The 26113-nt window shown below is 35.3% G+C and carries 23 protein-coding genes; 8 read left to right on the forward strand and 15 right to left on the reverse strand.

From position 1 onward, the window contains the following. Window positions 1–3: 3 nt before the first annotated feature. Window positions 4–834 (reverse strand): mechanosensitive ion channel family protein, encoded by an 831-nt coding sequence (locus RZN25_06040; GenBank protein ID MEQ6376387.1) that lies wholly within the window; start codon window positions 832–834, stop codon window positions 4–6. Between the two features lie 108 nt (window positions 835–942). After that, entirely contained in the window at window positions 943–1938 is a 996-nt protein-coding gene (locus RZN25_06045) for a hypothetical protein (GenBank protein MEQ6376388.1), read from the reverse strand. Between the two features lie 99 nt (window positions 1939–2037). Between RZN25_06045 and yyaC the strand changes: the two genes are divergently transcribed. After that, on the forward strand, window positions 2038–2646 hold the full coding sequence (gene yyaC / locus RZN25_06050) for a spore protease YyaC (GenBank protein MEQ6376389.1): 609 nt from the start codon (window positions 2038–2040) through the stop codon (window positions 2644–2646). A 470-nt stretch (window positions 2647–3116) separates the two neighbouring features. Here the strand turns inward: yyaC and RZN25_06055 are convergent, their stop codons facing one another. The 13 genes from RZN25_06055 to rpmH form a co-directional block, all read right to left on the reverse strand. Next, complete coding sequence (locus tag RZN25_06055; GenBank protein ID MEQ6376390.1) at window positions 3117–3821, reverse strand: DUF554 domain-containing protein; 705 nt, start codon at window positions 3819–3821, stop codon at window positions 3117–3119. A 6-nt stretch (window positions 3822–3827) separates the two neighbouring features. Then, window positions 3828–4982 carry an aminotransferase class V-fold PLP-dependent enzyme gene (locus tag RZN25_06060; GenBank protein ID MEQ6376391.1) on the reverse strand — a complete coding sequence of 385 codons (1155 nt, stop codon included), beginning with the start codon at window positions 4980–4982 and terminating at the stop codon, window positions 3828–3830. Window positions 4983–5281: 299 nt separating this feature from the next. After that, window positions 5282–6127 carry a ParB/RepB/Spo0J family partition protein gene (locus RZN25_06065; protein MEQ6376392.1) on the reverse strand — a complete coding sequence of 282 codons (846 nt, stop codon included), beginning with the start codon at window positions 6125–6127 and terminating at the stop codon, window positions 5282–5284. Then, window positions 6108–6881, reverse strand: coding sequence for an AAA family ATPase (locus RZN25_06070; protein MEQ6376393.1), 774 nt, complete (start codon window positions 6879–6881; stop codon window positions 6108–6110). The genes RZN25_06065 and RZN25_06070 overlap by 20 nt, the downstream gene beginning before the upstream one ends. A gap of 185 nt (window positions 6882–7066) precedes the next feature. Continuing rightward, complete coding sequence (gene noc / locus RZN25_06075) at window positions 7067–7948, reverse strand: nucleoid occlusion protein (protein MEQ6376394.1); 882 nt, start codon at window positions 7946–7948, stop codon at window positions 7067–7069. 819 nt (window positions 7949–8767) lie between these two features. Next, window positions 8768–8923 carry a helix-turn-helix domain-containing protein gene (locus tag RZN25_06080; protein MEQ6376395.1) on the reverse strand — a complete coding sequence of 52 codons (156 nt, stop codon included), beginning with the start codon at window positions 8921–8923 and terminating at the stop codon, window positions 8768–8770. A gap of 621 nt (window positions 8924–9544) precedes the next feature. Beyond that, window positions 9545–10264, reverse strand: coding sequence for a 16S rRNA (guanine(527)-N(7))-methyltransferase RsmG (gene rsmG, locus RZN25_06085; protein ID MEQ6376396.1), 720 nt, complete (start codon window positions 10262–10264; stop codon window positions 9545–9547). After that, on the reverse strand, window positions 10261–12177 hold the full coding sequence (gene mnmG, locus RZN25_06090) for a tRNA uridine-5-carboxymethylaminomethyl(34) synthesis enzyme MnmG (GenBank protein ID MEQ6376397.1): 1917 nt from the start codon (window positions 12175–12177) through the stop codon (window positions 10261–10263). The genes rsmG and mnmG overlap by 4 nt, the downstream gene beginning before the upstream one ends. 18 nt (window positions 12178–12195) lie before the next feature. Further along, complete coding sequence (mnmE, locus tag RZN25_06095) at window positions 12196–13581, reverse strand: tRNA uridine-5-carboxymethylaminomethyl(34) synthesis GTPase MnmE (GenBank protein ID MEQ6376398.1); 1386 nt, start codon at window positions 13579–13581, stop codon at window positions 12196–12198. Window positions 13582–14374: 793 nt separating this feature from the next. Then, the gene (jag, locus tag RZN25_06100) at window positions 14375–14995 is read right to left on the reverse strand and encodes an RNA-binding cell elongation regulator Jag/EloR (GenBank protein ID MEQ6376399.1); all 621 of its coding nucleotides are present in this window, start codon (window positions 14993–14995) and stop codon (window positions 14375–14377) included. After that, window positions 14992–15759, reverse strand: a complete 768-nt coding sequence (gene spoIIIJ, locus RZN25_06105; protein MEQ6376400.1) for a YidC family membrane integrase SpoIIIJ — start codon at window positions 15757–15759, stop codon at window positions 14992–14994. Before spoIIIJ ends, jag begins: the two co-directional genes overlap by 4 nt. 76 nt (window positions 15760–15835) lie before the next feature. After that, window positions 15836–16177 (reverse strand): ribonuclease P protein component, encoded by a 342-nt coding sequence (gene rnpA / locus RZN25_06110; protein MEQ6376401.1) that lies wholly within the window; start codon window positions 16175–16177, stop codon window positions 15836–15838. A gap of 100 nt (window positions 16178–16277) precedes the next feature. Further along, complete coding sequence (gene rpmH / locus RZN25_06115) at window positions 16278–16412, reverse strand: 50S ribosomal protein L34 (protein MEQ6376402.1); 135 nt, start codon at window positions 16410–16412, stop codon at window positions 16278–16280. 712 nt (window positions 16413–17124) lie between these two features. On the opposite strand from rpmH, the gene dnaA reads away from it, so the two are divergent. From dnaA to gyrA, 7 genes are all read left to right on the forward strand, one after another. Further along, window positions 17125–18474: a chromosomal replication initiator protein DnaA gene (gene dnaA, locus RZN25_06120; protein MEQ6376403.1), complete on the forward strand. Its 1350-nt coding sequence runs from the start codon at window positions 17125–17127 to the stop codon at window positions 18472–18474. 173 nt (window positions 18475–18647) lie between these two features. Further along, the gene (dnaN, locus tag RZN25_06125; GenBank protein ID MEQ6376404.1) at window positions 18648–19790 is read left to right on the forward strand and encodes a DNA polymerase III subunit beta; all 1143 of its coding nucleotides are present in this window, start codon (window positions 18648–18650) and stop codon (window positions 19788–19790) included. 107 nt (window positions 19791–19897) lie between these two features. Next, entirely contained in the window at window positions 19898–20119 is a 222-nt protein-coding gene (gene yaaA / locus RZN25_06130) for a S4 domain-containing protein YaaA (protein ID MEQ6376405.1), read from the forward strand. Window positions 20120–20136: 17 nt separating this feature from the next. Then, complete coding sequence (gene recF, locus RZN25_06135; GenBank protein ID MEQ6376406.1) at window positions 20137–21249, forward strand: DNA replication/repair protein RecF; 1113 nt, start codon at window positions 20137–20139, stop codon at window positions 21247–21249. Window positions 21250–21264: 15 nt separating this feature from the next. Continuing rightward, window positions 21265–21543, forward strand: a complete 279-nt coding sequence (locus RZN25_06140) for a DUF370 domain-containing protein (protein MEQ6376407.1) — start codon at window positions 21265–21267, stop codon at window positions 21541–21543. Between the two features lie 49 nt (window positions 21544–21592). Further along, window positions 21593–23512 carry a DNA topoisomerase (ATP-hydrolyzing) subunit B gene (gyrB, locus tag RZN25_06145; protein ID MEQ6376408.1) on the forward strand — a complete coding sequence of 640 codons (1920 nt, stop codon included), beginning with the start codon at window positions 21593–21595 and terminating at the stop codon, window positions 23510–23512. 85 nt (window positions 23513–23597) lie between these two features. Next, the gene (gene gyrA / locus RZN25_06150) at window positions 23598–26093 is read left to right on the forward strand and encodes a DNA gyrase subunit A (GenBank protein MEQ6376409.1); all 2496 of its coding nucleotides are present in this window, start codon (window positions 23598–23600) and stop codon (window positions 26091–26093) included. Window positions 26094–26113 lie beyond the last annotated feature (20 nt).

The raw sequence follows: 26113 nt of genomic DNA on the forward strand, positions 1-26113 counted from the left end.
TAATTAGCCCTCCCTCTCTTCTGTGTTATTCTCTTGTTCTTCCTTTGGATGGTATAAGACGAGCCTTGGAAACGGTATCTCAATATTTCGTTCATCAAATCTTTCTTTAATTTCTTTGCGAATGATTCTAGCCATTTTCCAATGCTCCATAGGTGGAACTTCCGCTATAATTCTGAGCACTACTTCTGAAGCTCCCAAATTTTGTACACCTAGCAGCTCGGGTGGATTTATAAACTCCTGATATCGTTCAGGAAGTTCTTTTAATAATTCTTCTGTTTCTTGATAGGATCTATTTAAATCACCTTCATAAGCTATGCTAATGTCAACTACAGCCACACTATTGTGAATAGAAAAGTTTGTAACTTCTGTAATATTTCCATTAGGAATAATATGGAGTTCCCCTGTCCAACTTTTGATTTTAGTTGTCCGTATTCCAATTTCTTCAACAATACCTTCTTTATTTGAAACCCGGATAAAATCTCCTACTGAAAATTGATCCTCAAAAATAATAAAAAATCCGGTAATTATATCCCTCACTAAATTTTGCGCGCCAAACCCAATGGCTAACCCCGCTACTCCCGCACCAGCTAACAATGCGCCAACTTGAAAATCTAACGTTTCGAGTATCATGATAATGGCAGCAAAATAAACAGTATAAGTTAAGGCGTTGGCGAGAAGCTTAGTTAGTGTTGCTTCCCTTCTCTGAGACATTTGAAATGGGCCTCTTTTTTGTTGATTAAAAACTCTTAGGATTAACGATTTACCGATTCTGCTAACAATGAACGCTAATATAATAATAAATAATATTCGAATGGATCGTTCTCCAAATTGCATCCACAAATCCGGATCCTTCAATTGTTCTAGGAATTGATTCCATTGTTCTGATAAGACTTCCACAAAAGAGCCTCCTAATTAGCTATAATTACTCATTTTAGCAGGTTTTTAATCCAAATGGTATCGATTTAATATTGGATACAGTAGAAGTGAACTTAGTACATATAAATTTAAGAGACCATAAAGTGGATACAGAACTTCAATCAAAGTGGAAAAACCAAAACTAGTTAAAGGAATCATGATCGTAATAATAATGAATGATAACAACCATAAAGGACTATGAACATATTCTCTAAATCGTGTTACTAATCCTAATACTCCAGAGACAGCTGTCGTAAATATGGCGATCCAAAGTAAAAAGGACATAACAATAAACATTTCATAGGGGAAATGGTTTAAGATAGCAAAAAGAGGAATTTCATAGAGAAAAATATCTTCTGAGATTTGTATAAGGCTTGTATTATAAACATATGAAATAACCCCTAATATTACACCGCTTCCGATACTGGCAAACCATATTTCTTTTTTATTATTAATTTGATTCCCTATCGCCCCCATAACAGCTATTAATGGTAGGATATTTAAAGCTGTAAATGGAAAAGCAGCTATCCAATTAAACTGTTCATCCATAATTGGCTTCAATGATAAATTCTCTTGAACTATGAATGAAAATAACACATATAGTAGACCAGTTATTAAGAAAGGCAGAATAATTGTATTTAGGGAAAGAACTCCTTTTATATCACTGGTAAATATTAAAACAAGAGGAAGGGCAATCATAGCAATTCCAACCCAATATGAGAAGTTAAAAGCTTGCCAAGTAGCTCCACTTCCAGCTAGCATAACTACAGTTGTCGTAAACAAATATAAAATAATCATCCCATCATAAATGGATGTTAGGTTTTTTCCAACTATCTCCCTTAAGACTGGGACGTAATGAGTAGATTTTTTTTGGTAACTAATTGATAAAATGACATAACAACATATACTGAACAAAAGAGCAAACAAAAATATAGCAAGTCCACTTCCATGGCCAAAAAATTGCCATAGTTCCCTTCCAGATGCATACCCCGCTCCTATCATCGTACCCACAATTAAAAACATCCATTTAAAACCTGATCTCACGAAATCGACTCCCCATCTATGTATAATTCTTATAATCTTTTCCTATACTTATACCAATATGTATTTGGAGGAAAAGCTATGAATCTTCAATCACGCTTTTTTAAAAAAAATCAAGAATTCAGGGTTTCGCATAAAGAAAAACTTGCAAGTTACACCATATGTGAGACCCTTCATCACTTTTTAAAGGAATCTTCACCACCGTATGTTTTTATATGTATTGGAACAGATCGCTCAACTGGGGATTCTCTCGGACCATTAGTTGGCACATTTTTAAAGGATAAACATCTAAAAAACACAAAGGTATATGGGACTTTAGATAATCCAATTCACGCCATGAATTTAGTAGACACATTAGCTAACATTAAAGAAATACATCCTAATTCTCCATTTGTTGCTATTGATGCATGTTTAGGAAAATCAAATTCTATCGGGGATATTATTACAAAAAAAGGGCCAGTCATGCCTGGAGCTGCCGTGAAAAAAGATTTACCTGCAGTAGGAGACTATCAAATGACAGGGATTGTAAATGTAAGTGGTTATATGGAATATATGGTTTTACAAAGTACTCGACTATCTATCATAATGCAAATGGCAAAGATAATGTCAGATGGAATTTATATGTTTGATAGACAATCTACTATGCCAAGAAAAGAGGAAGCGCCCTTGACCATCGACGTAAGTCAGTAGGGCCCATGGGACAAGAATGCTAGAACTTCTCCACACAAAAAAAGCTTTCTTGTTGGAGGATAGGGGTAATGTAGGTGTGCCTTGCAATTTGATGGTTTTAGCATACGTTTCTTTTAGATTAAAAGAAACACGGTTTCCTAGGGCTCGCAGGATGCGAGTAAGTTCGATGTTACGACAACTGTTTTCGATGGGCCGAGTAATCGCAGGCCCAGGATGTCGCGTTTTTAACCGATCTCCTTCATCGATGTTGACTTATTGACTTCGAGATGAGTGAACCGACTCTAGTCGATAGGCTGCCCCTCGAAACAAGAAAAGCACTTGTTTCTGTGAAGTAGCTCTAAACAGCTTTCCTTACTCGGGAAAAACTTCGAAGATTACTCGATGAAGCTAGACAAATTTTCTTTCTTATCTTGTAAAAAAGAAGGTGTTTCATAGTTAAAAACTATCAAACACCTTCTCTTCACTATACTCTATGAAAACATCATGCTTATATATAAAATAAAACCTACTGTCCCTAAACTTGGCAATAGATTAGCCACTCTAATTTGAGTAATATTTAATAGATTTAGACCTATGGCGAAAATCAATAATCCTCCTGTAGCAGTCATTTCACTTATAAATAAATCTAAAAATTCTTGTGGAAGCCATTTTTCAATTTGTGTGGCAAAAAGCGCAATACTTCCTTCATACAATACAACAGGAATAACTGAAAATATAACACCAATCCCTAGCGTAGTAGTTAAAACTAAAGCCGTAAAACCGTCAATAATAGATTTAGTAATTAATATACTATGATCCCCTCTTAAACCACTATCAAGCGCTCCAATAACGGCCATAGCGCCAATTACAAAGATGAGAGAAGCAGTAATAAAACCCTTGGAAATGTTTGCACTTCCCCCTCCCTTAAACAATCCCTGCAATTTATCCCCTAATTGGTTAAGCTTTTTTTCTAAGTGAAGCCATTCCCCTACCATCGCACCCGTTAATAAACTCAATAAAACAATGACTATATTATTTGTTTGAAAACCCATTTGTAAGCCTATTAACATAACAGCTAAACTAATTCCACTCATGATTGTTTCTTTATATCTCTCTGGGATTTTTCTGAAAAACATACCAATGAAAACCCCGGCTATAATACAAATACCATTTATGATCGTACCGAATAATGCCATTTAATTTTACCCTAAATACCCTTTCCTTATTTCTTTCATTGCTTGAATAAACGAATCTACTTCCTCTTTCGTATTATAAGGACCTACACTTACTCTGATTGCACCAGTTTCAAGAGTACCTAACTTTTCATGGATCATAGGTGCACAATGCACACCTGCTCTAACAGCAATCCCATAATACTCATCAAGAATCATAGCTACTTCGTTTGAATCAATACTACCTAAGGTAAATGAGACTACCCCGAGTTGTCCCTGCTCATTAGAATTTTTATAAATTTGAATATCATCTATTTGGCTTAATTGATCTATAAAATGGTTAATTAAGAATGTTTCACGTGAAACAATTTCATCTAACCCTAAATGAATAACTTCCTCAAGTCCAGCTTTTAATCCAGCAATTCCCGGAGTATTTAACGTTCCACTTTCAAATTTTTCGGGCCACTGTTCCGGTTGAAAGGGACTTTCTGAAAAACTCCCTGTCCCTCCATGAAAAATTGGATTTAAATTTATATTTCCTTCCACTAGTAATACTCCAGTTCCTTGAGGTCCCATTAAGCCCTTATGTCCTGGAAATGCTAGCATATCAATATTCATATTTTTCATATGAATTGGTAATATGCCAGCCGTTTGCGATGCATCCACAAGGACTTTGATTCCAAATTCCTTAGCAATCTTTGAAATTTTTTCAATGGGAAGAATAGTTCCTGTAACATTAGAACCATGAGTAATGGTTATTAACTTTGTTCTCGGTGTTATCGCTTGCTCAAACTCCTCAAGAGAAAAGAAGCCTGGTCTTTCTTTTCCTATATAACTAATATTTATGTTGTTAATTCTTTTCAACTCTTCTAATGGTCTTCGAACAGAATTATGCTCAAAAGAAGAAGAAATAATATGGTCCCCTTCTTCTAAAGGAAAACCTTTAATAGCTTGATTTAAAGCCCCTGTTGCATTTTGAAAAAAAAGAACATGGTTTGGATCACTACAACCAAAAAAGTTTGCTATTAAACTTCTAGTTTCTTTTATGACAGAGGAAGCTCTCCTTGATAAGGCATGGCCTCCTCTTCCCGGATTTGCTCCATACTCTTGAATAGCTTCAAGAACAGCCTTGCTAACAGATGCTGGTTTAGGAAATGAAGATGCTGCTTGATCAAAGTAAATCATTTTTACGCCCCCTATTTTTATGAAAAAAAGCCTGGAACTTGGATGACCAAGAACCAGGTTATATTAAGTGAAGCTTCAATCAGCGGCCATTCCCCACTGATTGTTAACACCCAAAGGTATCACCTAAAGGACCTTGAACCAACCGTACATTTATGGGCAGCCAACCATGAAGGAAGCTTCACCAACAAGGATGAAATTTAATGTTTTGTTTTCATGGCTGTTTATCCCTCACCTGCTTTTCTCGTTTTACTTAAGATTTGAGGCAGTATTACTGTATTCATGTGGGATAAATCATAGGCTTATTTAGGGTTAAGCATTGTTAAAATTCTATTTAAATCATCTTCAGAAAAGAATTCAATTTCTATTTTTCCTTTTTTCTTTCCTTTTTGAATCGATACACCTGTACCAAAACGAGCCTTCAACTCGTTTTCTTGATTTTTAACAAAAATATCTTTTTCAGGTTTTTTATTTGTTTTTTTCGGAATAACATTTTCATTCGCTTGCTGGATTAAACGTTCTACTTGGCGCACATTTAAATGTTCTTTGCGAATCTTATCAACGATAAGAGGAAGCTTTTCTTTATTCTTCAATCCTAACAATGCTCTCCCATGGCCCATTGTTAGCTCACCACTATTGATATGAGCAATAATTTGGTTCGGTAATGATAATAGTCGAATTAAATTGGCTATATGAGATCGGCTTTTCCCTAACCTTTTGGCTAATTGTTCTTGAGTAACCTTGAGTTCCTCTATTAAAGTTGAATAAGCTTGAGCTTCTTCAATTGGATTTAGATCTTCCCTTTGGAGGTTTTCAAGTAATGCTAGTTCCATCATCTTTTCATCAGTTAAATCTTTGACCACAACCGGGACTGTCTCTAACCCTGCTTCTTTTGCTGCACGAAATCTTCTTTCACCAACAACGATCTCATAGCCTTTAATACTTTTTCGAACAATTAGTGGTTGCAGAATTCCATGTTGAATAATAGATTCTTTTAATTCTTCAATCGCGTCCGCTTCAAAAGTCTTTCTTGGCTGATATGGATTCGGGCGCAATTCCTTTACAGAAACCTCTTGCAAACCTTCTTCTTGAGTAGTATCTAGCTCTGGGAAAAATGCACCAATCCCCTTACCTAACCCTTTCGCCATGTGCAATCACTTCCTTCGCAAGATCTAAATATACTTCTGCACCGCGAGATTTCGGATCATACAAAATGATAGGCTGTCCGTGACTAGGAGCTTCCCCAAGTCGGACATTCCTTGGGATTACCGATTGATATACTTTATCTTGAAAGTATTTTTTCACCTCTTCAATCACTTGAATTCCTAAATTAGTACGTGCATCAAGCATTGTTAATAAAACTCCCTCTATCATTAAACTTTTGTTCAAATGTTTTTGAACGAGTCGAACTGTGTTTAAGAGTTGGCTCAATCCTTCTAATGCATAATATTCACATTGAACTGGAATTAAGACACTATCAGAGGCAGTCAGTGCATTGATCGTTAACAACCCCAACGAAGGTGGACAATCAATAATGACATATTCATAATTATATTTAATTGTATCAATCGCTTTTTTTAATCTCACTTCTCGAGAGATTGTAGGAACTAGTTCTATTTCAGCTCCTGCTAATTGAATGGTTGCTGGAATTACATCTAAATTTTCTACCATCGTAGGAACAATGACACTTTTTGGGTCTTGATCCTCGACAAGCATATTATAGACACATTCTTCCATATCAGCCTTATCGATTCCAATACCACTTGTAGCATTCCCTTGAGGGTCAATATCTACCATTAAGACCTTGTGTCCCAAATAAGCTAAACAAGCACTTAAGTTAACGGCAGTAGTTGTTTTTCCAACGCCACCCTTCTGATTTGCGATGGTAATCACTTTTCCCATGTTGTCACCTACCTAACTTTACTGTTTTTAATTTTATCATTTTTCATAAGAAATTTAGGCTTTTTTTCGATAAAAAATGTAAAATAAAATTCATATCAACTCGTAATTTTTTCCTATTGAATTTTCCGCAATAGAAAGCTCGCCTTTTTTGGCGAGCTGCATTATTTATTACTCCATAATGATGATTAGTTCTTTTTCTTCGGTATTTTAATTGTAATTTGATAGAAATCTTCATGTTCTTCTTCTTTAGTATCCAAATCAATACCAGTATCCGACACCATATCAATAGATTTCCGAATCGTATTCATCGCAATTCTCATATCTTTACTAAAACCTTTGAGTCTTGGTTTTAGTTTCTTTGGTGTATCTGACAAGAGTTTTGTCACTTTGTCTTCTGTTTGTTTTACATTCAAACCACGTTCAATGATTTCTTTCAAAACTTTTTCCTGCTTTACTGGATCCTTTAAAGCAATTAAAGCTCGAGCGTGACGTTCTGTAATTTTCTTTTCTAGAACTGCATCTTGAACACTAATAGGAAGCTTCAGCAATCTCATTTTGTTTGCAATAGTAGATTGACTTTTTCCTAATCTTTGAGCAAGAGCTTCTTGGGTTAAACCATGAATTTCTAAAAGACTTGCATAAGCACGTGCTTCTTCTATAACCGTTAACTCTTCTCTTTGAAGATTTTCGATTAATGCAACAGAAGCCGTTTCCGTATCACTCATGCTTTTAATAATGGCAGGGATGTTCTCCCAATTTAAATATTGAACAGCTCGCCACCTTCGTTCTCCTGCAATGATTTCATACATTCCCTGTTCATTTTTACGGACAACAATGGGTTGGATCATGCCGTGTGTATGTATAGTTTGAGCAAGTTCCACTATTTTTTCATCATCGAAAACAGAACGGGGTTGATAACGATTGGGTTCAATTTGAACGACCGGGAGTTGAATCACCTCATCCCGTGAATTAGAAGAACTGATAGATTCCTCAGAATCCACTTCTTTAATGTCAACAGGATCATTACTGTCGCCGCCTCCAAAAAAACGGCCAAAAGGGTGTTTCATTCTAAGCACCACCTTCACCATATACATGAATAACACTATCAATGTTTCACGTGAAACATTTAGTATGAAAAATAAGAAAAGCGCTGCAGGATTTTGCTGTTGCGCACGCAGATCCCATACGATGGATTTTCATTTCTATTCTATCATATTTTTAGAAAAATAGCAGTCTTTCCATTTTAAAAATAGATTAAACAGAAAACTAGGTGAACCTCTCCCACTAAATCAATAGATTTTGATGGAGCATCCCTTATAAGATTAAGAGACATTTCCTGTTTCTCAGATCGTTGCCTCCCTCTTTCAAGGGTGGTCTTACATAATTTTCACAGGCGTAAATTATACTGTTCGGGTGGGACCTCGACCTACAGTTTATGTATATGAATAAACTTCTTCTAATGCGTGGCGTAAGATATTTTGGACCGCATTTTCGTCTCAATCCAAAACCGGAAGAATCGGCTTATGGCAAAAAGTATTCATGATGCGGAATGTTTCGTAATATGGTTGTTTATAAAGTAGAAGCTTTAAATCGAGAAAGAAGCTGCCCTACGGACAGTACGATAGATTTTTCTCTTCTTATCGTATTGTTTTTCAATCCCAAATTTGAGTCAAGGTAAGGCTTCGATAGTCTTTATGGTTTTTTAGCTTGAGATATCTCGCTTCCTTACGGAAAAACTTTTCATACACTTTCTCTAAGCAGAAGAAAACTTCTTGCAATGGTTGAAGACGGTACTTCTTTAGCATAGGGATAACTTTTTTATCCAAAGTTTATTGATGTTGCATTTCCTTTCTTTTATACGTGCGTTTCTCTTGTTTGTAGATTCGTTATTTGCCTAGGAGGGCAGAATTATACTGCATGCGAGAAATGTTAATCCATCGTTCTAAAATACTTGCTTGTTCTTCTGTAGGAAAAAATCTCGTATTTATAGTTGAATAACATGTATCGCACCTCCTTCTCGTCCCCTTTATTATATCATGCATCTACCGTTTAGGCGAATGTATGTTCTTATAAATAAAAAAAGCGTTCCTCCCCCACTTAATCGGAAGATTTTGAAGGAGAATTCTCGCTAGATTTTATTAAAAAACAAGTAATGAATTTTCCGCTCTCTATCTCTGTAAGATTTCCTTTCCTCCTCTTAAACTCTCGAAACAGTTTTCGAGGGAATTCGCCTTTTGGTGAAGTCTCACGAAAGTTGAAGACTCTATTTGACCAAACCAAAAACTTGGAATGTCTTTTAAGATTTGATGCACTGTATTTAACTGCCCCAATGATGTAGAACTAGTTTCTTCTCCAGAACAGTGGTTGCATCGCTGGTGGAAGTTTATCCCGGATGGTTCAAGGGCCTTTAGGTCATCCCTCGGGTGCTAACAATCAGTGGGAGACGGCCACTGATTGAAGTCTCACTTTATCTTCGAAACCCATAGCTTAATGACCTATAAGAAAAACACTTGTTTCTACAAAGAATCTCTAAGTAGCTTTCCGTAGTGCGATTGCTAAGGGCAAAAAAATAAGATAAGGACTCGAATGAAGCTTTTTCGCTGGAGCTAGACAGATTTTATACTTATTATCTTGTGAAAAAGACAAGTCCTATCCTTTTTCAATTAGGGAAGTAGAGGTGTTTTTCCTGGTACACCTGGTTTCCTAGGATATTTGTTTGGTGATTTTTTATTTTTCTTTATAATTCCTATATTTCTTTCTCCACCTTCGTTTGGCAATTCAAATTCATAATCCTCAGTTAATTCCCCACCAAGTAATTTCATTGCGAAATCACCCTCTTTAAGCTCTTCTCGAAATTGCGATCCTTTCATCACTACAAAATGGCCTCCAACCTTAACTAAAGGTAAACAAAGTTCATTTAGAACAGATAACCTCGCGACTGCTCTTGCAGTGACAACATCGTACTTTTCTCTTAATTGTAAATTTTTACCAAAAGATTCGGCTCGATCATGATAAAAAGCTACATCTTTTAATCCCAATTGAGAGGCTAGATAATTTAAAAAAGTAATTCTTTTGTTTAGAGAATCAACAATGGTTACCTTCAAATGAGGAAAGCAGATTTTTAATGGGATACTAGGAAAACCTGCACCTGCTCCTACATCACATAGGGAAGATACGGAATGAAAGTCAAAATAAAAGCTTGCTGTAATAGAATCGTAAAAATGTTTTAAATATACTTCACTTTGCTCAGTAAGAGCAGTCAAATTCATTTTTTCATTCCATTCCACTAAAAGATTGAAATAAAGTTCAAATTGTTTCATTTGTTGGTCATTCAAATCTATACCTTGAGCTAAAAGTAAACTTTTAAATTGTTCCGGTGTCATTGAGCATTCCTTTCCTTCATTTCCTTTTCTGAAAGTTTTTTCATTCCACCTTGTTCTATATAGACAAGTAAAATAGATACATCGGCAGGATTTACACCTGAAATTCTAGATGCTTGACCGACAGACAATGGACGTACCTGTTTAAGCTTTTGCCTTGCTTCAGTTGCTAATCCTCTTATGTCATCATAATCTATGTTATGTGGGATCTTCTTATCATCCATCTTTTTCATTCGTTCCACCTGCTGTAAAGATTTCTGGATGTATCCTTCATATTTGATTTGTACTTCCACTTGTTCTTTTACTTCGTTGTCAAGTGCTACTTCATTTTCAGGGAGTATAGGTTCTATTAATTCATACGTTAACTCTGGACGTTTCAGTAAATCTGATGCTCTAACTGCATCTTTTAAAGGTGTCCCTCCTGCATTTTTGATAATATTTTGAACCTCATCTGTATTTTTAACAATTATTTCAAATAACCTCTTCTTTTCCTTCTCTATACTCTGTTTCTTCTCTATAAATTTTTGATACCTTTCATCTGAAATTAATCCCAGTTCACGCCCTATTTCTGTTAACCGTAAATCTGCATTATCATGACGTAATAACAAACGATATTCTGCTCTAGATGTTAATAAACGATACGGTTCATTTGTTCCCTTGGTTACAAGGTCATCAATTAAGACTCCTATATAAGCTTGTGATCGATCTAGTATTAAAGGCTCCTTTTCTAAGGCTAATGCTGCAGCATTTATTCCCGCCATAATTCCTTGTCCTGCAGCTTCTTCATAACCTGAAGTACCATTGATTTGACCTGCTGTAAATAAACCCCTCACCTTTTTAGTTTCTAAAGTTGGCCATAGCTGGGTAGGAACAACAGCATCATATTCTATTGCATATCCTGCTCTCATTAATTGAGCCTTTTCTAGGCCAGGGATAGTTTGAAGCATTTTTCTTTGAACATCTTCTGGTAATGACGTAGATAACCCTTGGACATAGACTTCTTCTGTATTGCGCCCTTCAGGTTCTAAAAAGATCTGATGACGCGGTTTATCATTGAAACGCACCACTTTATCCTCAATAGATGGACAATAACGAGGGCCGGTCCCTTTGATCATCCCTGAATACATTGGCGATCTATCTAAGTTATCGTCAATTATTTTATGTGTAAATTCACCAGTATAAGTTAACCAACACGGAATCTGGTCGGTGATAAATTTAGTGGTTTCATAAGAAAAAGCTCTTGGTTCTTTATCCCCAGGTTGAATTTCCGTTTTAGAGTAATCAATAGTGTGGCTATTTACTCTTGGAGGTGTACCTGTCTTGAAACGTACTAAGTCAAACCCTAGTTCTTCTAAATGTTTAGATAGATTTACAGAAGGTCGTTGGTTATTAGGTCCACTGTCATAAGACAGTTCCCCAATTATGACTTTTCCCCTCATAAAAGTACCTGTTGTAATAACCACAGATTTAGCATAATAAGCTGCCTGTGTCTCCGTAATGACTCCCTTGCACTCGCCATTTTCTACAATAAGCTTTTCAACCATCGCTTGGTGTAGAGTCAAATTCATTTCATTCTCAATAGTTTTTTTCATTTCATGTTGGTACATAAATTTGTCAGCCTGGGCTCTTAAAGCTCTTACTGCCGGACCTTTTCCGGTATTAAGCATTCTCATTTGAATATAAGTCTTATCTATGTTTCTAGCCATTTCTCCACCAAGAGCATCAATCTCACGAACAACAATCCCCTTAGCAGGTCCCCCTATCGAAGGATTACATGGCATAAATGCTATCATATCTAAATTGAGGGTAAGCAGTAGAGTTTTTGCTCCCCTTCTAGCAGCAGCAAGACTAGCTTCAACTCCTGCATGTCCTGCCCCAACTATTATTACATCATAATGTCCCGCATCATAAGGCATTAAAATCGCTCCTTACATTTATTTTCCTAAACAGAACTGTGAAAAGAGTTGATCAATTAAACTCTCATGAACAGTGTCACCTACAATTTCACCTAAAAGCTCCCACGTTCTTGTTACATCAATTTGAATTATGTCAATTGGCAAATTCATATCAATCCCATTCATCGCTTCCTCAATAGCTCCCTTTGCTTGTTTTAGTAGCTGTATATGGCGGGCATTAGATAAATAGGTTAAATCGCCAGAATCGAGTGATCCAGAAAAAAATAAAGTGGAAATTGCTTTTTCTAATTCATCTATTCCTTGATCCATAATCAGTGATGTTGTAACCATAGGTTTACCTTCGGATAGCTTCTTAACCTTTTGAAGGTCAATCTTTTGTTCCAAGTCAGTTTTATTCAAAATAACAATGACATCCATGCCATGAACTGCTTCAAACAGGCGCTCATCTTCCAGTGTATATTCCTCTCCATAATTTAAAACAAGTAAAATTAAATCTGCTTCCTTTAAAACTTGGCGAGAACGTTCCACACCAATCCGTTCTACAATATCTTCTGTTTCTCGAATACCAGCTGTATCCACTAACCGAAGTGGAATCCCTCTTACATTAACATATTCTTCGATTACATCACGTGTTGTACCTGGGACTTCCGTTACAATTGCTTTATTCTCTCGTACTAATGCATTTAGTAAAGATGATTTACCAACATTAGGACGACCAACAATGACTGTTGAAATTCCTTCTCTTAATATTTTCCCTTGTCTAGCTGATTCTAGCAATTTTTCAATTTCTCCATGTACGTATGATGTTTTTTCTTTCATCGTATTTAATGTCATCTGTTCTACATCATCATATTCAGGGTAATCAATGTTCACTTCCACATGAGCAACCGTTTCTAATAATTCTTGTCTTAATTCCCTAATTAAACGTGATAGACTTCCTTCCATTTGTCTTAATGCAACATTCATTGCCCGATCCGTTTTAGAACGAATTAAATCCATTACAGCTTCTGCCTGCGATAAATCTATTCGACCATTTAAAAAAGCTCTTTTTGTAAATTCTCCGGGTTCAGCTAATCGAGCACCTTGCTCCAATACTTTCTCTAATACTCTATTTACAGAGATAAGTCCTCCATGGCAATTAATTTCAACCACATCTTCTCTTGTAAACGTCTTTGGACCTTTCATCACTGTAACCATGACTTCCTCAAACATTTCGCCATTTAATGGATCAATCAGCCTACCATAATGAATTGTATGGCTCTCCACCTCTTTTAAGGACTTTCCTTTTACACCTTTATAAAATTTATCCGCAATCTCAATGGCATCGGGTCCACTTAATCGTACAATCCCGATCGCGCCTTCTCCTACAGGAGTGGAAATGGCAGTAATTGTATCCTGATCCATTCCCCCACCTCCTTATCTATTTCAACTTCAAAAATATTCTTCATCACTAACTTATTAGATTAGCACAACTATTCACATCTTGAAAAGTTATCTGTATTAAGTTTTCCACATGTGGATAGTTTTAAATCTAAAATAATAATGTTTTTATAAAAAAGTTATCCACAAAAAAACAATAAGTCACCTTTTTTTAGAAAAAACTTCACATAACATGCTATCTCGTCACAATAGTGAGAGAGCAATGCCGTCCCCACTAATTGTTAGCTTCAAAGGGCATGACCAAAAGGCCCTTGAACCAATCGGACGTTAAAGTTAGAAAAATTCTCTAACAACTATAAATTCTGATACTATAAGAAAAGCGCAAGCTTCCTTCGAAACAAGAAAAGCACTTGTTTCTGTAAAGTAGCTCTATGTAGCTTTCCTTCGTGCGATTACTCGGGGCAAAAACTTCGAAGATTACTCGATGATGCTTTTCGCTGGAGCTAGACAAATTTTATCCTTTTGTATGAAAACAAACCATGTAAAACTTTTGTTTACGTGATCAAGTCACAATAGATGGTACTTCTATACCGTCACAACCCGTTTCTTATGCAGGGTATCCTTCTTCAGGATCCACCAATGTATATTTCGACCTGGTCATATTGTTATTAAAGGCATTCCCAAAGATGAACAAGATTTATCCTCCTTGTTTGATTAGGAATCCATTATCATAGTAGATGGTGGCTCCGCAAAGCGAGCCATAATGATTTCTTATCTTTTAAAAAAAACCTCCGAAAAGGAGGTTTTAAAAAATTTATTATTTGTTAGGTTTAATTACTACAAAACGGTTGGGTTCACTACCATCAGAATAGGTTGAGACATCTTTTCGATCCTGTAAAACGGTATGAATAATTTTTCTTTCGTAAGATGGCATTGGTTCTAGTTTAACTTCTTTATGAGTTTTAGAAGATTTCTCGGCTAAGCGTTCCGCTAATTGAATTAGAGTCGAATTCCTTCTATCACGATAACCTTCTGCGTCAATAATAACTGTTTTGTAATCATCTGAATGATGATTAACGACCAAATGAGTTAAATATTGTAGAGCGTTTAACGTTTGTCCTCTTTTTCCAATTAACAAAGCAATTTTTTCTCCTACTAACTCAAACGTTACTTCACGATCCTGCTTTTTTGTTTTTACTTCAATAGGAGCTCCCATTTCTTGAGCTACTTTTTTTAAGTAATTTTCACCATCTTGAATCGTATTTTCTTGGATTTTCACTTTTACAACTGCACGTTTAGAACCAAATACGCCAAATATACCTTTTTTTCCTTCTTCAATGACCTCTACTTTTACCTGGTCCTCTGTGGTGTTTAACTGCTCTAATGCTGATTGGACAGCTTCGTTAATGGTTAGTCCAGTAGCAGTTACCTGTTTCACTTTTTTGCTCCTCCCGTTGACTGTTTATTCATTGGTCGATTAACAAAGATTGCTTGTCCAATCATAAAAACGTTACCGACTACCCAGTAAAGAGCCAATGCCGCTGGGAAATAAACAGCAAATATACCAATCATAAGTGGCATCATATATAGCATCATTTTCATTTGTGGATTATTTGCTGATGCATTTCCTGCCATCATGATTTTTTGTTGTAGGAAAGTTGTAATTGCAGCAATAATCGGTAATAAAAAGATAGGATCTGGTTGTCCCATCTGAAACCATAAAAAGGACTGAGTTTTAATTTCTTCTGTTCGGTAAATAGCTTGATAAATACCAAATAGAATCGGCATTTGCACTAATAATGGAAAACATCCTGCTAGGGGATTAACACCATTTTTTTGGAACAGTTCCATTGTTTCTTGCTGTAACTTTTGCTGTGTTTTCTGATCCTTAGAACTGTATTTTTCACGAATCTTTTGCAATTCTGGCTGAATGTCCTGCATTGCTTTTGAGCTTTTTAATTGTTTAATATTAAGCGGTAACAAGACTGTTCTAATAATAATTGTAACAACAATAATGGATAAACCATAGCTGTTACCCAAAACTTCAGCAAAAAAGATAATCATTTGTGATAATGGATATATCACATATTCATTCCAGAAGCCTACACTTTCCGAATTAATTGGTTGTTCTAAATCTCCACAGCCAGCTAAGACTGTAAGAAGCGCCATAAGTACAACCAATAATAGAACTTTTTTACGCACTACATTTCCTCCTTACACCAATAGATCATTTATCATATGAAATCAGGTTTAACGTTATACTGTATGTACGGATTCCTTATTTTAATAACAAACGTGATTTTAATAAAACATGAGTTAAGCTTTTTTTTACTTCATGAAAGTCCATATTTTTTACAGGCTGACGAGCAATAATCACTAGATCATAATCTTCCTTAATCTGATCCTCAAGTTCATGCAAAGCCTGTCTTAAATAACGTTTAACCTGGTTACGAACAACCGCATTCCCTATTTTTTTTCCTACAGAAAGACCTACTCTAAAGTGAGTTTGTTCCTCCTTGTGATAATAATATAAAACTAATTGACGATTAGCAAACGATTTTCCATGTTTAAAGATAACTTGAAATTCTTCATTCCTCTTTATACGGTATGCTTTTCTCAAGGAATCCACTCCAATACTATAAAGAACTAAGGCTTCAAAAAATGAAGCCCTATCCTCTATCTTCATCGTGAAAAAAAGACCACTGACTTCTTTCAGTGGTCTATGCAGACAATACTTTTCTACCTTTTTTACGTCGACGAGCTAAAACCTGACGGCCATTTTTAGTGCTCATGCGTGAACGAAATCCATGAACCTTTTTACGCTTACGATTATTTGGTTGAAATGTACGCTTCATCTATAGACACCTCCTGAGGAATTCATGTGTAGAGTTAATGAAAACCATCGTTTTAATAAGTTAAAATTTGACCCTCAAAGACAATCCAATTAATTATACGTAATGACCCTTACTTCTGTCAACTTCTTTTAAAAGTCTATCTAGGAGATCATTTAAATCCCGAAATCTATCATAACATGTCTAAACAAAGTTATCCACACCCTATGTTTATCTTTTTTTCTCTTAAAAAAATCATCCACAACAATTATCGACAAAAAAATCACAAAATATAGTGTTGTGGATAAATTATATCTACAAGCTGTTGTTTTTGTGGATAAGTGTCGAAAAACCGTTGCGCTTTCTCACTTTTTTTGATATGATATTTGTGTTTTAATCTGTGTAAACATTTGAACCACCCAATAGTTGTCCACATATTGGGGATAACCTGTGGACATTTACACACAGTGCTGTATTTAACGTTATCAACAACTCTGTGGAATCTGTTTATAAGTTTCATTCCTTCTATATTACTATGCCTGTGCATGAAATAATTTAAAAATCCTTAAATTACTTCCTATATTTTGATGAAGAGTCCGTATATTATTCAGAAAACAACTTATACCTTCACATACAATTTCAAGTAGGTATAAGCTTTTTTTTTCTTCACATTATACATAGACCTATTCATCAGTATTAAGAAGATTGATTCATCTTTGAAAGGAGCGAAGCACCTTTGGAAAACATCCAGGATCTATGGAATAAAACACTCGATCAAATTAAAGAAAAAATTAGTAAACCTAGTTTTGAGACTTGGCTCAAGTCCACTAAGGCTGAAACTCTTAAAGATACAACACTAATTATTGTTGCTCCTAATGAATTTGCCCGCGACTGGTTGGAGGGTCAGTACTCTGATCTCATATCAGATACTCTATATGAGGTAACTGGAGCTAAATTAAAAACAAAATTCATCATTCCAGATACAAAGGATTCATCCACAAAGGAAGAAAAACCAAAAGTTAAAAAAATGAACGACCTTCATAATAACCAAGAAGACGCACCTCAAAGTTTACTTAATTCCAAATACACTTTTGATACATTTGTCATAGGTTCTGGAAATCGTTTCGCTCACGCAGCTTCTCTTGCTGTTGCTGAAGCACCTGCAAAGGCCTATAATCCTCTATTCATATATGGTGGTGTAGGATTAGGTAAAACACACCTTATGCACGCGATAGGTCATTATGTATTAGATCATAATCCTTCAGCAAAGGTAGTCTATCTATCTTCTGAAAAGTTTACAAATGAATTTATTAATTCAATTCGTGATAATCGCGCAGTTAATTTTAGAAATAAATATCGAAATGTTGATGTTCTTCTAATTGATGATATTCAGTTTTTAGCTGGAAAAGAACAAACACAAGAAGAATTTTTCCATACATTTAATGCATTACATGAAGAAAGTAAGCAAATTGTCATTTCTAGTGATCGTCCCCCAAAAGAAATACCTACACTAGAAGATAGATTACGATCACGATTTGAGTGGGGACTCATTACTGATATTACTCCACCTGATTTAGAAACAAGAATTGCGATTTTAAGGAAAAAGGCTAAAGCAGAAGCTTTAGATATTCCTAATGAAGTTATGCTTTATATTGCAAATCAAATTGATACTAATATTCGTGAATTAGAAGGTGCACTTATTAGAGTCGTAGCTTATTCTTCTTTAATTAATCGTGATATCAATGCCTCTTTAGCTGCTGAAGCATTGAAGGATATTATTCCATCCTCTAAACCAAAGAAGATTACTATCAAAGCTATTCAGGAATTGGTAAGTGAGAAATACAACATACGATTAGAAGATTTTTCTGCAAAGAAGCGTACAAAATCAGTTGCCTTCCCTAGACAAATTGCTATGTATCTTTCTCGAGAACTAACAGATTTTTCTTTACCGAAAATTGGGGAAGAATTTGGAGGAAGAGATCATACTACTGTTATTCATGCACATGAAAAAATATCAAAAATGATAGATCAAGATCAAATACTACATCAAGAAATAAAAGAAATAAAAGAACAGCTTAAGACCTGAATAGTGTGTATAACTTTAACACATCTATGAACAGTCTATCCACATGTGGATAGACTTTATTTCCTTTATAAAATGGCACTTATACACATATCCACAGCCTCTACTACTATTACTACTATTTTTAAATATAAAAAATAATAAATAAGAACGTCACTTTTCTAGGAGGATTTTTTATGAAATTTGTCATACAACGTGAACTATTAATGGAAAGTCTTCAACATGTTATGAAAGCTGTATCCTCTCGAACAGCTATCCCAATATTAACTGGGATTAAATTAGAAGCTTATCCTCAAGGCATTAAATTAACTGGAAGTGATTCTGATATCTCTATTGAATCTTTTATTCCAGTCGAAGAGGATGGTAAAATCTATGTAGAAAATATTGAGTCAGGAAGTGTTGTCTTGCAAGCTAAATACTTCCCGGAAATTATACGAAAACTGCCTAAGCAGATCGTTGAAATTGAAGTTGATGATCATTTCAATGTAAATGTTCGATCAGGTAGCGCTGAATTTCATTTAAATGGTCAAGACGCAGATGAATATCCTCATTTACCGGAGGTTGAAATTGAAGAAAGTTTTTCTATTTCATCCGACTTACTAAAAGATCTAGTAAAACAGACTGTATTTGCTGTTTCCGCTTCAGAAACCCGACCAATTTTAACGGGGGTGAATGTTTCATTACGTGATGGAAAGCTTTCTTTTGTAGCAACAGACAGTCATCGTTTAGCTTCAAGAAAAATACCTGTGACTGGGAATTTAGCACTTTTAGAAGAAAAAAGTATTGTAATTCCAGGGAAAAGTTTAAATGAATTGAACAAAATTTTGGATGATAATCAAGAAATGGTTCATATAAGTCTTACTCAAAATCAAATACTCTTTAAAACAAAGAATCTCCATTTTCTATCAAGATTGTTAGAAGGAAATTATCCAGAAACATCGCGTCTGATTCCAGATCAGAGTAAAACGATTGTTGTAATAGATACAAAAGACCTACTACATGTAGTGGACCGTGCTTCTTTATTAGCAAAGGAAAATCAAAATAATGTTGTAAAGCTAGTTACAAAAGTCGATAAACTAATTGAAATATCCAGTAATTCACCTGAAATAGGAAAAGTTGTGGAATCAATAGAAGCTAAAAGGATTGATGGTGAAGAACTTAAAATATCATTTAGTGCAAAATATTTAATTGATGCCTTACGTGTTATAAACAATACCCAAGTAAAAATAGAATTTACAGGGGCTATGCGGCCATTTTTAATACGTCCTTTAGACGATGAGGATTTACTACAATTGATTCTTCCTGTTAGAACTTATTAAGAGGATAGAAGCAAAGCTAGAATCGAATTTTTAGCTTTGCTTTTCTTATAAAGATAAATTTAGTAAAATAGTAAGAAGGGACAAGTTATTTTAAGGAGGATTCAAAAATGGAATCCATATACATTACCACTGACTATATCCAGCTGGGTCAATTTTTAAAATTGGCAGGTGTGATCGATACTGGAGGAATGGTTAAGTGGTTTTTATCTGAACATGAAGTTTTAGTGAATGCTGAAAGAGAAAATCGCCGAGGAAAGAAACTTTACCCAGGAGATCGGATTGTCATCGAAGGCGTCGGCTCTTTTACGATTACTAAAAAGGAAGAGTAAACAAAGGGGAATTCCCAATGCATTTAGCTGAATTGTCATTAAAACAATATCGTAATTATGAAGAGCTTACTCTTCCTTTTGATCATAAAGTGAATGTGTTCATAGGTAATAATGCTCAAGGAAAAACAAATTTGATGGAAGCGATCTATGTATTGGCTTTTACAAAATCTCATAGAACCCCACGTGATAAAGAATTAATCATGTGGGAACAAGAGTATGGTAAAATAAAGGGTACTATCACAAAAAGAACGCAAACATTTCCACTAGAGATCCTATTAACAACAAAAGGTAAAAGAGTTAAAATTAACCATTTAGAACAAAGAAGATTAAGTGATTATATTGGAGCCATAAATGTTGTCATGTTTGCACCTGAGGACTTAAATCTCGTAAAAGGTAGTCCAAGTGAACGAAGACGTTTTATAGATATGGAATTGGGACAAATTCAACCAACCTATCTACATCATTTAGCTCAATATCATAGAATACTCAAACAAAGAAATCATTTATTAAAAAGTTATCAACGAAAACAAGCCCTGGATTTAACCATGCTTTCCGTTTTAACAGATCAATTAATAGAGCATGCAGCCCAGCTTGTTTTTCGACGTTTTCAGTTTTTAGAACTAATACGTAAATGGGCATTTCCAATACATCAAGGAATTAGTCATGGAAAAGAGAAGCTTTCTATACAATATGATCCTAGTATTGATGTATCAGATGACATGGATATGTCAACGATAGTAACAGTATTCGAGGAAAAGTTTAAAAAGATACAAAAAAGAGAGGTTGAACAAGGCTCAACATTAATTGGACCTCATCGTGATGATCTCTTATTTTTTGTTAATGATAAAAATGTACAAGTGTATGGTTCTCAAGGTCAACAGCGTACGACTGCTTTGTCATTAAAGTTAGCAGAAATTGAATTAATTAAACAGGAAGTAGGAGAATATCCCATTTTACTGTTAGATGATGTTCTTAGCGAATTAGATGATATTAGACAATCACATCTTTTGAACACGATTGAAGGGAAAGTGCAAACTTTTGTATCCACAACCAGTGTAGAGGGAATCTATCATGATACCCTTAAAAAAGCCGATATATTTTATGTTTCAGATGGAAAGGTAACAAAATAGAAATGAGGTGTCATGTTGTTTATACCGATTGGTGAGGATTATGTCATTGAATTAAATGAAGTTATAGCCATGATAGATCATCAACTTTTGTTATCATCGACCATTATCCAAGAAATGATTCAAAACCAAAGGAAAGAAAAAAAAATAATTGAGATTTCTAACGGATCTACAAAATCTATCGTCATTACACCAGATCAAATCTATTTCAGCCCGTTATCAGTTGCTACGCTAAAGAAACGATCGAGTATGACCAATATTTTAAGCAAATTAGATGATTATTCAAATATAGATTAGGTTATAAAAGTTAGTCTAGAAAAAATGATTGTAGGTGAAAGGTATGGCATTGGAAGAAAAATTGACGGATAAGTCTGTATATGATGAGAAACAGATACAGGTATTAGAGGGGTTAGAAGCCGTTCGAAAACGCCCAAGTATGTATATTGGATCAACGAGCGAAAAGGGATTCCATCATCTTGTATGGGAAATAGTAGATAATAGTATCGATGAGGCGTTAGCCGACTATTGTGACCACATTAATATTATTATAGAGGAAGACAACAGTATAACCGTAACAGATAATGGACGGGGTATTCCAGTTGGTATCCATGAAAAAATGGGTCGTCCAGCTGTTGAAGTTATTATGACAGTGCTTCATGCAGGTGGGAAATTTGGTGGCGGTGGATACAAAGTTTCTGGAGGATTACATGGGGTTGGTGCTTCTGTAGTTAATGCCTTGTCCAGTTTATTAGAGGTGTTTGTCCATAGGGATGGCAAAGTCTATTATCAAAAATATGAACGAGGTGTCCCACAAGCTGACCTTAAAGTTGTCGGTGAAACTGATGTAACTGGAACAAAAACACACTTCAAACCAGATCCTGAAATATTCACTGAGGTTTCAGAATTTAATTTTGATACTTTAGCTAACCGAGTTCGTGAACTTGCTTTTCTTAATAAAGGATTGAAAATATCCATAGAAGACAAACGTGGGGAAGGAAAATCTCAAACTTATCATTATGAGGGTGGAATTAAATCCTATGTTGAACATTTAAATCGTACAAGAGAAGGTCTTCATGAACCTTTTTATGTAGAAAGTGAAAAAGATCAAATTACGGTTGAAATTGCTCTTCAATATAATGATGGTTTTGCTAGTAACATTTATTCTTTTGCCAATAATATTCCTACTTTCGAAGGCGGAACACACGAATCAGGATTTAAAACAGCCTTGACTCGCGTCATTAATGAGTATGCAAGGAAAAACAATATGTTTAAGGAAGCTGATCCTAATTTAACTGGTGATGATGTTCGAGAAGGTTTAACTGCTATTATTTCAATTAAACATCCAGACCCACAGTTTGAAGGCCAAACGAAAACAAAGCTAGGAAACAGTGAGGCAAGAACTATTACTGATACCTTATTTGCCGAACATTTTTCTGCGTTTTTATTTGAAAATCCAATAATAGGAAAAAAGATTGTTGAAAAAGGTTTAATGGCATCTAGAGCAAGAATGGCAGCTAAAAAGGCTAGAGAGTTAACGCGTAGAAAAAGTATTCTTGAAGTTTCTAATCTACCTGGTAAATTAGCTGATTGTTCTTCAAAGGATGCTAAAATAAGTGAACTTTATATCGTTGAGGGTGACTCTGCAGGAGGTTCTGCCAAACAAGGGAGAGACCGTCACTTCCAAGCAATTTTACCTTTACGAGGAAAAATTTTAAATGTAGAAAAGGCCAGATTAGATCGAATTTTATCCAATAATGAAATACGTACAATTATTACTGCGTTAGGAACCGGTATAGGAGAAGATTTTGATATTTCAAAAGCTCGCTATCACAAAGTTGTTATCATGACAGACGCTGATGTAGATGGCGCACACATTCGTACCTTATTGCTTACCTTCTTCTATCGATACATGAAGCCTATTATTGAACATGGATATATATACATTGCTCAACCACCGTTATTTAAAGTACAACAGGGAAAAGCTGTATACTATGCTTATAATGATAAACAACTAGAGTATATTTTAGCTGAATTACCTCAGTCACCTAAACCAGGTCTTCAGCGTTATAAAGGTCTTGGGGAGATGAACCCTGGGCAGCTTTGGGATACAACCATGAATCCAGAAACACGTACTATGCTGCAAGTTGAGTTATCAGATGCGATGGAAGCCGATGAAATATTTGATATTTTAATGGGGGATAAAGTAGAACCTAGACGTAATTTCATACAAGAAAATGCCCAATATGTAAAGAATCTAGATATTTAACAGTTTTAGATTGAACAAATATAGGGAGCCTAACCGGTAGGTTCTCTTTCCCTTTTAAGTGGGATGGAATAGGAGGTAAATTTTAATGGCGGATTTACAACCCCCAAAGATACAAGAAATTAATATTAGTCAGGAAATGCGAACATCTTTCATGGATTATGCTATGAGTGTTATTGTTTCACGTGCTTTGCCAGATGTTCGTGATGGTTTGAAACCAGTGCATAGACGTATACTTTATGCGATGCATGATCTTGGAATGCACTCTGATAAGGCATACAAAAAATCAGCACGTATTGTTGGTGAAGTAATCGGTAAATATCATCCACATGGTGATTCTGCTGTTTATGAAACCATGGTACGTATGGCACAGGATTTTAACTATCGTTATATGCTTGTTGATGGACATGGAAACTTTGGTTCGGTAGATGGAGACTCAGCTGCTGCTATGCGTTATACAGAGGCGCGTATGTCCAAAATCTCGATGGAGCTTTTACGCGATATCAATAAAGATACTATTGATTATACGGATAACTATGATGGATCAGAACGCGAGCCAATTGTTTTACCTGCCCGATTCCCTAACTTACTTGTAAATGGAACTTCAGGTATTGCTGTTGGAATGGCTACTAATGTTCCACCTCATCAGCTAGGTGAAGTGATTGATGCTGTTCTTGCTGTTAGTAAGGACCCTGAAATTACGGTAGATGAACTTATGGAAAATTATATTTATGGGCCTGATTTTCCAACGGCAGGATTAATCTTAGGAAGAAGCGGTATACGTAAGGCATTTGAAACAGGGAAAGGTTCTATTACCCTACGTGCTAAAGCAGAGATAGAAGAAAAAGAAAATGGTAAATCCAGAATCATTGTTCACGAGATTCCATATCAAGTAAACAAAGCTCGATTAATTGAAAAAATTGCGGAACTTGTTCGTGAAAAGAAAATAGAAGGTATTACAGATTTAAGAGATGAGTCTGACAGAAATGGAATGAGAATTGTTATTGAGTTACGTCGTGATGTGAATGCAAACGTAATTCTTAATAACCTATATAAACAAACAGCACTTCAAACTTCTTTTGGTATAAATATGTTGGCATTGGTGGATGGACATCCAAAAGTACTTTCTCTAAAAGAATGTCTTATCCATTATTTGGATCACCAAAGGGTAGTTATTAAAAGAAGAACGGCCTTTGAACTACGAAAGGCAGAAGCTCGTGCTCATATTTTAGAAGGATTAAGAATTGCATTAGATCATATTGATGAAATTATTGCTTTAATTCGTCAATCGAACACAACGGATATTGCACGTGATGGCCTAATGGAACACTTTAGTCTTTCTGAAAAACAAGCTCAAGCTATTTTAGATATGCGTCTTCAACGGTTAACTGGATTAGAGCGTGAAAAAATTGAAGAAGAGTATCAAGAACTTGTCAAACTAATAGATGAGTTAAAAGCTATTTTAGCTAATGAAGAAAAAGTGCTTGAGATTATACGTGAAGAATTACTGGAAATTAAAGAACGCTTTAATGATAAACGACGCACCGAAATTGTTTTGGGTGGTACTGATTTCATTGAGGATGAAGACTTAATTCCTGTGGAAACAGTTATTGTTTCCTTGACTCATAAGGGATATATTAAACGCCTTCCAGCGTCTACTTATCGGTCTCAACGACGAGGAGGACGTGGAATTCAAGGCATGGGAACAAATGACGATGACTTTGTAGAGCATTTATTATCTACGTCTACTCATAATACCTTGCTTTTCTTTACGAATAAAGGGAAGGTCTACAAAACAAAAGGGTATGAAATTCCTGAATATGGGCGTACTGCAAAAGGTTTGCCAATAATAAATCTTCTTGAAATCGAAAAAGGTGAATGGATTAATGCTGTAATCTCAGTTGAAGATTTTGTAGATGACTGGTATTTATTCTTCACAACTCGTCAAGGTATTTCTAAGAGAACAACGCTTTCTCAATTTGCAAATATCCGTAAGGGTGGCCTCATTGCACTGAATTTAAGAGAAGAAGATGAACTTATTTCTGTGCGACTTACTGATGGAAAGAAACATATTATTATTGGTACAAAAAATGGTTCATTAATTCGTTTTGAAGAAAATGATGTTCGACCTATGGGAAGAACTGCTGCTGGTGTTAAAGGTATATCTCTTCGTGATCATGATGAGGTTGTTTCAATGGAAATTGTGGAAGAAGGACAAGAAATCTTAACAGTAACAAACAAGGGTTATGGAAAGCGAACTCCTGAATCAGAGTACCGAATCACAGGTAGAGGTGGTAAAGGAATTATTACTTGCCAGCTAACAGGGAAAAACGGATTAGTTTCTGCTGTGAAACCTGTGAATGGTGACGAAGATATCATGCTTATCACAGCATCTGGTATATTAATTCGTATGTCAGTGGAAGGAATTTCTGTTACTGGTCGTAATACACAGGGAGTAAGACTTATTCGTTTGCAAGAAGAAGAGGAAGTTGCTACAGTTGCAAGAATAGAAAAAGAGGAAGAGATCGAAGAAGAAATAAATGAAGTAGAAGCAAATATAGAGGAAGAAGTAGAGGAAGAATAAGAAAAAAGGAGGGTTCTTCC

It is taken from the genome of Bacillaceae bacterium S4-13-56, from assembly GCA_040191315.1.
Classification (GTDB): domain Bacteria; phylum Bacillota; class Bacilli; order Bacillales; family JAWJLM01; genus JAWJLM01.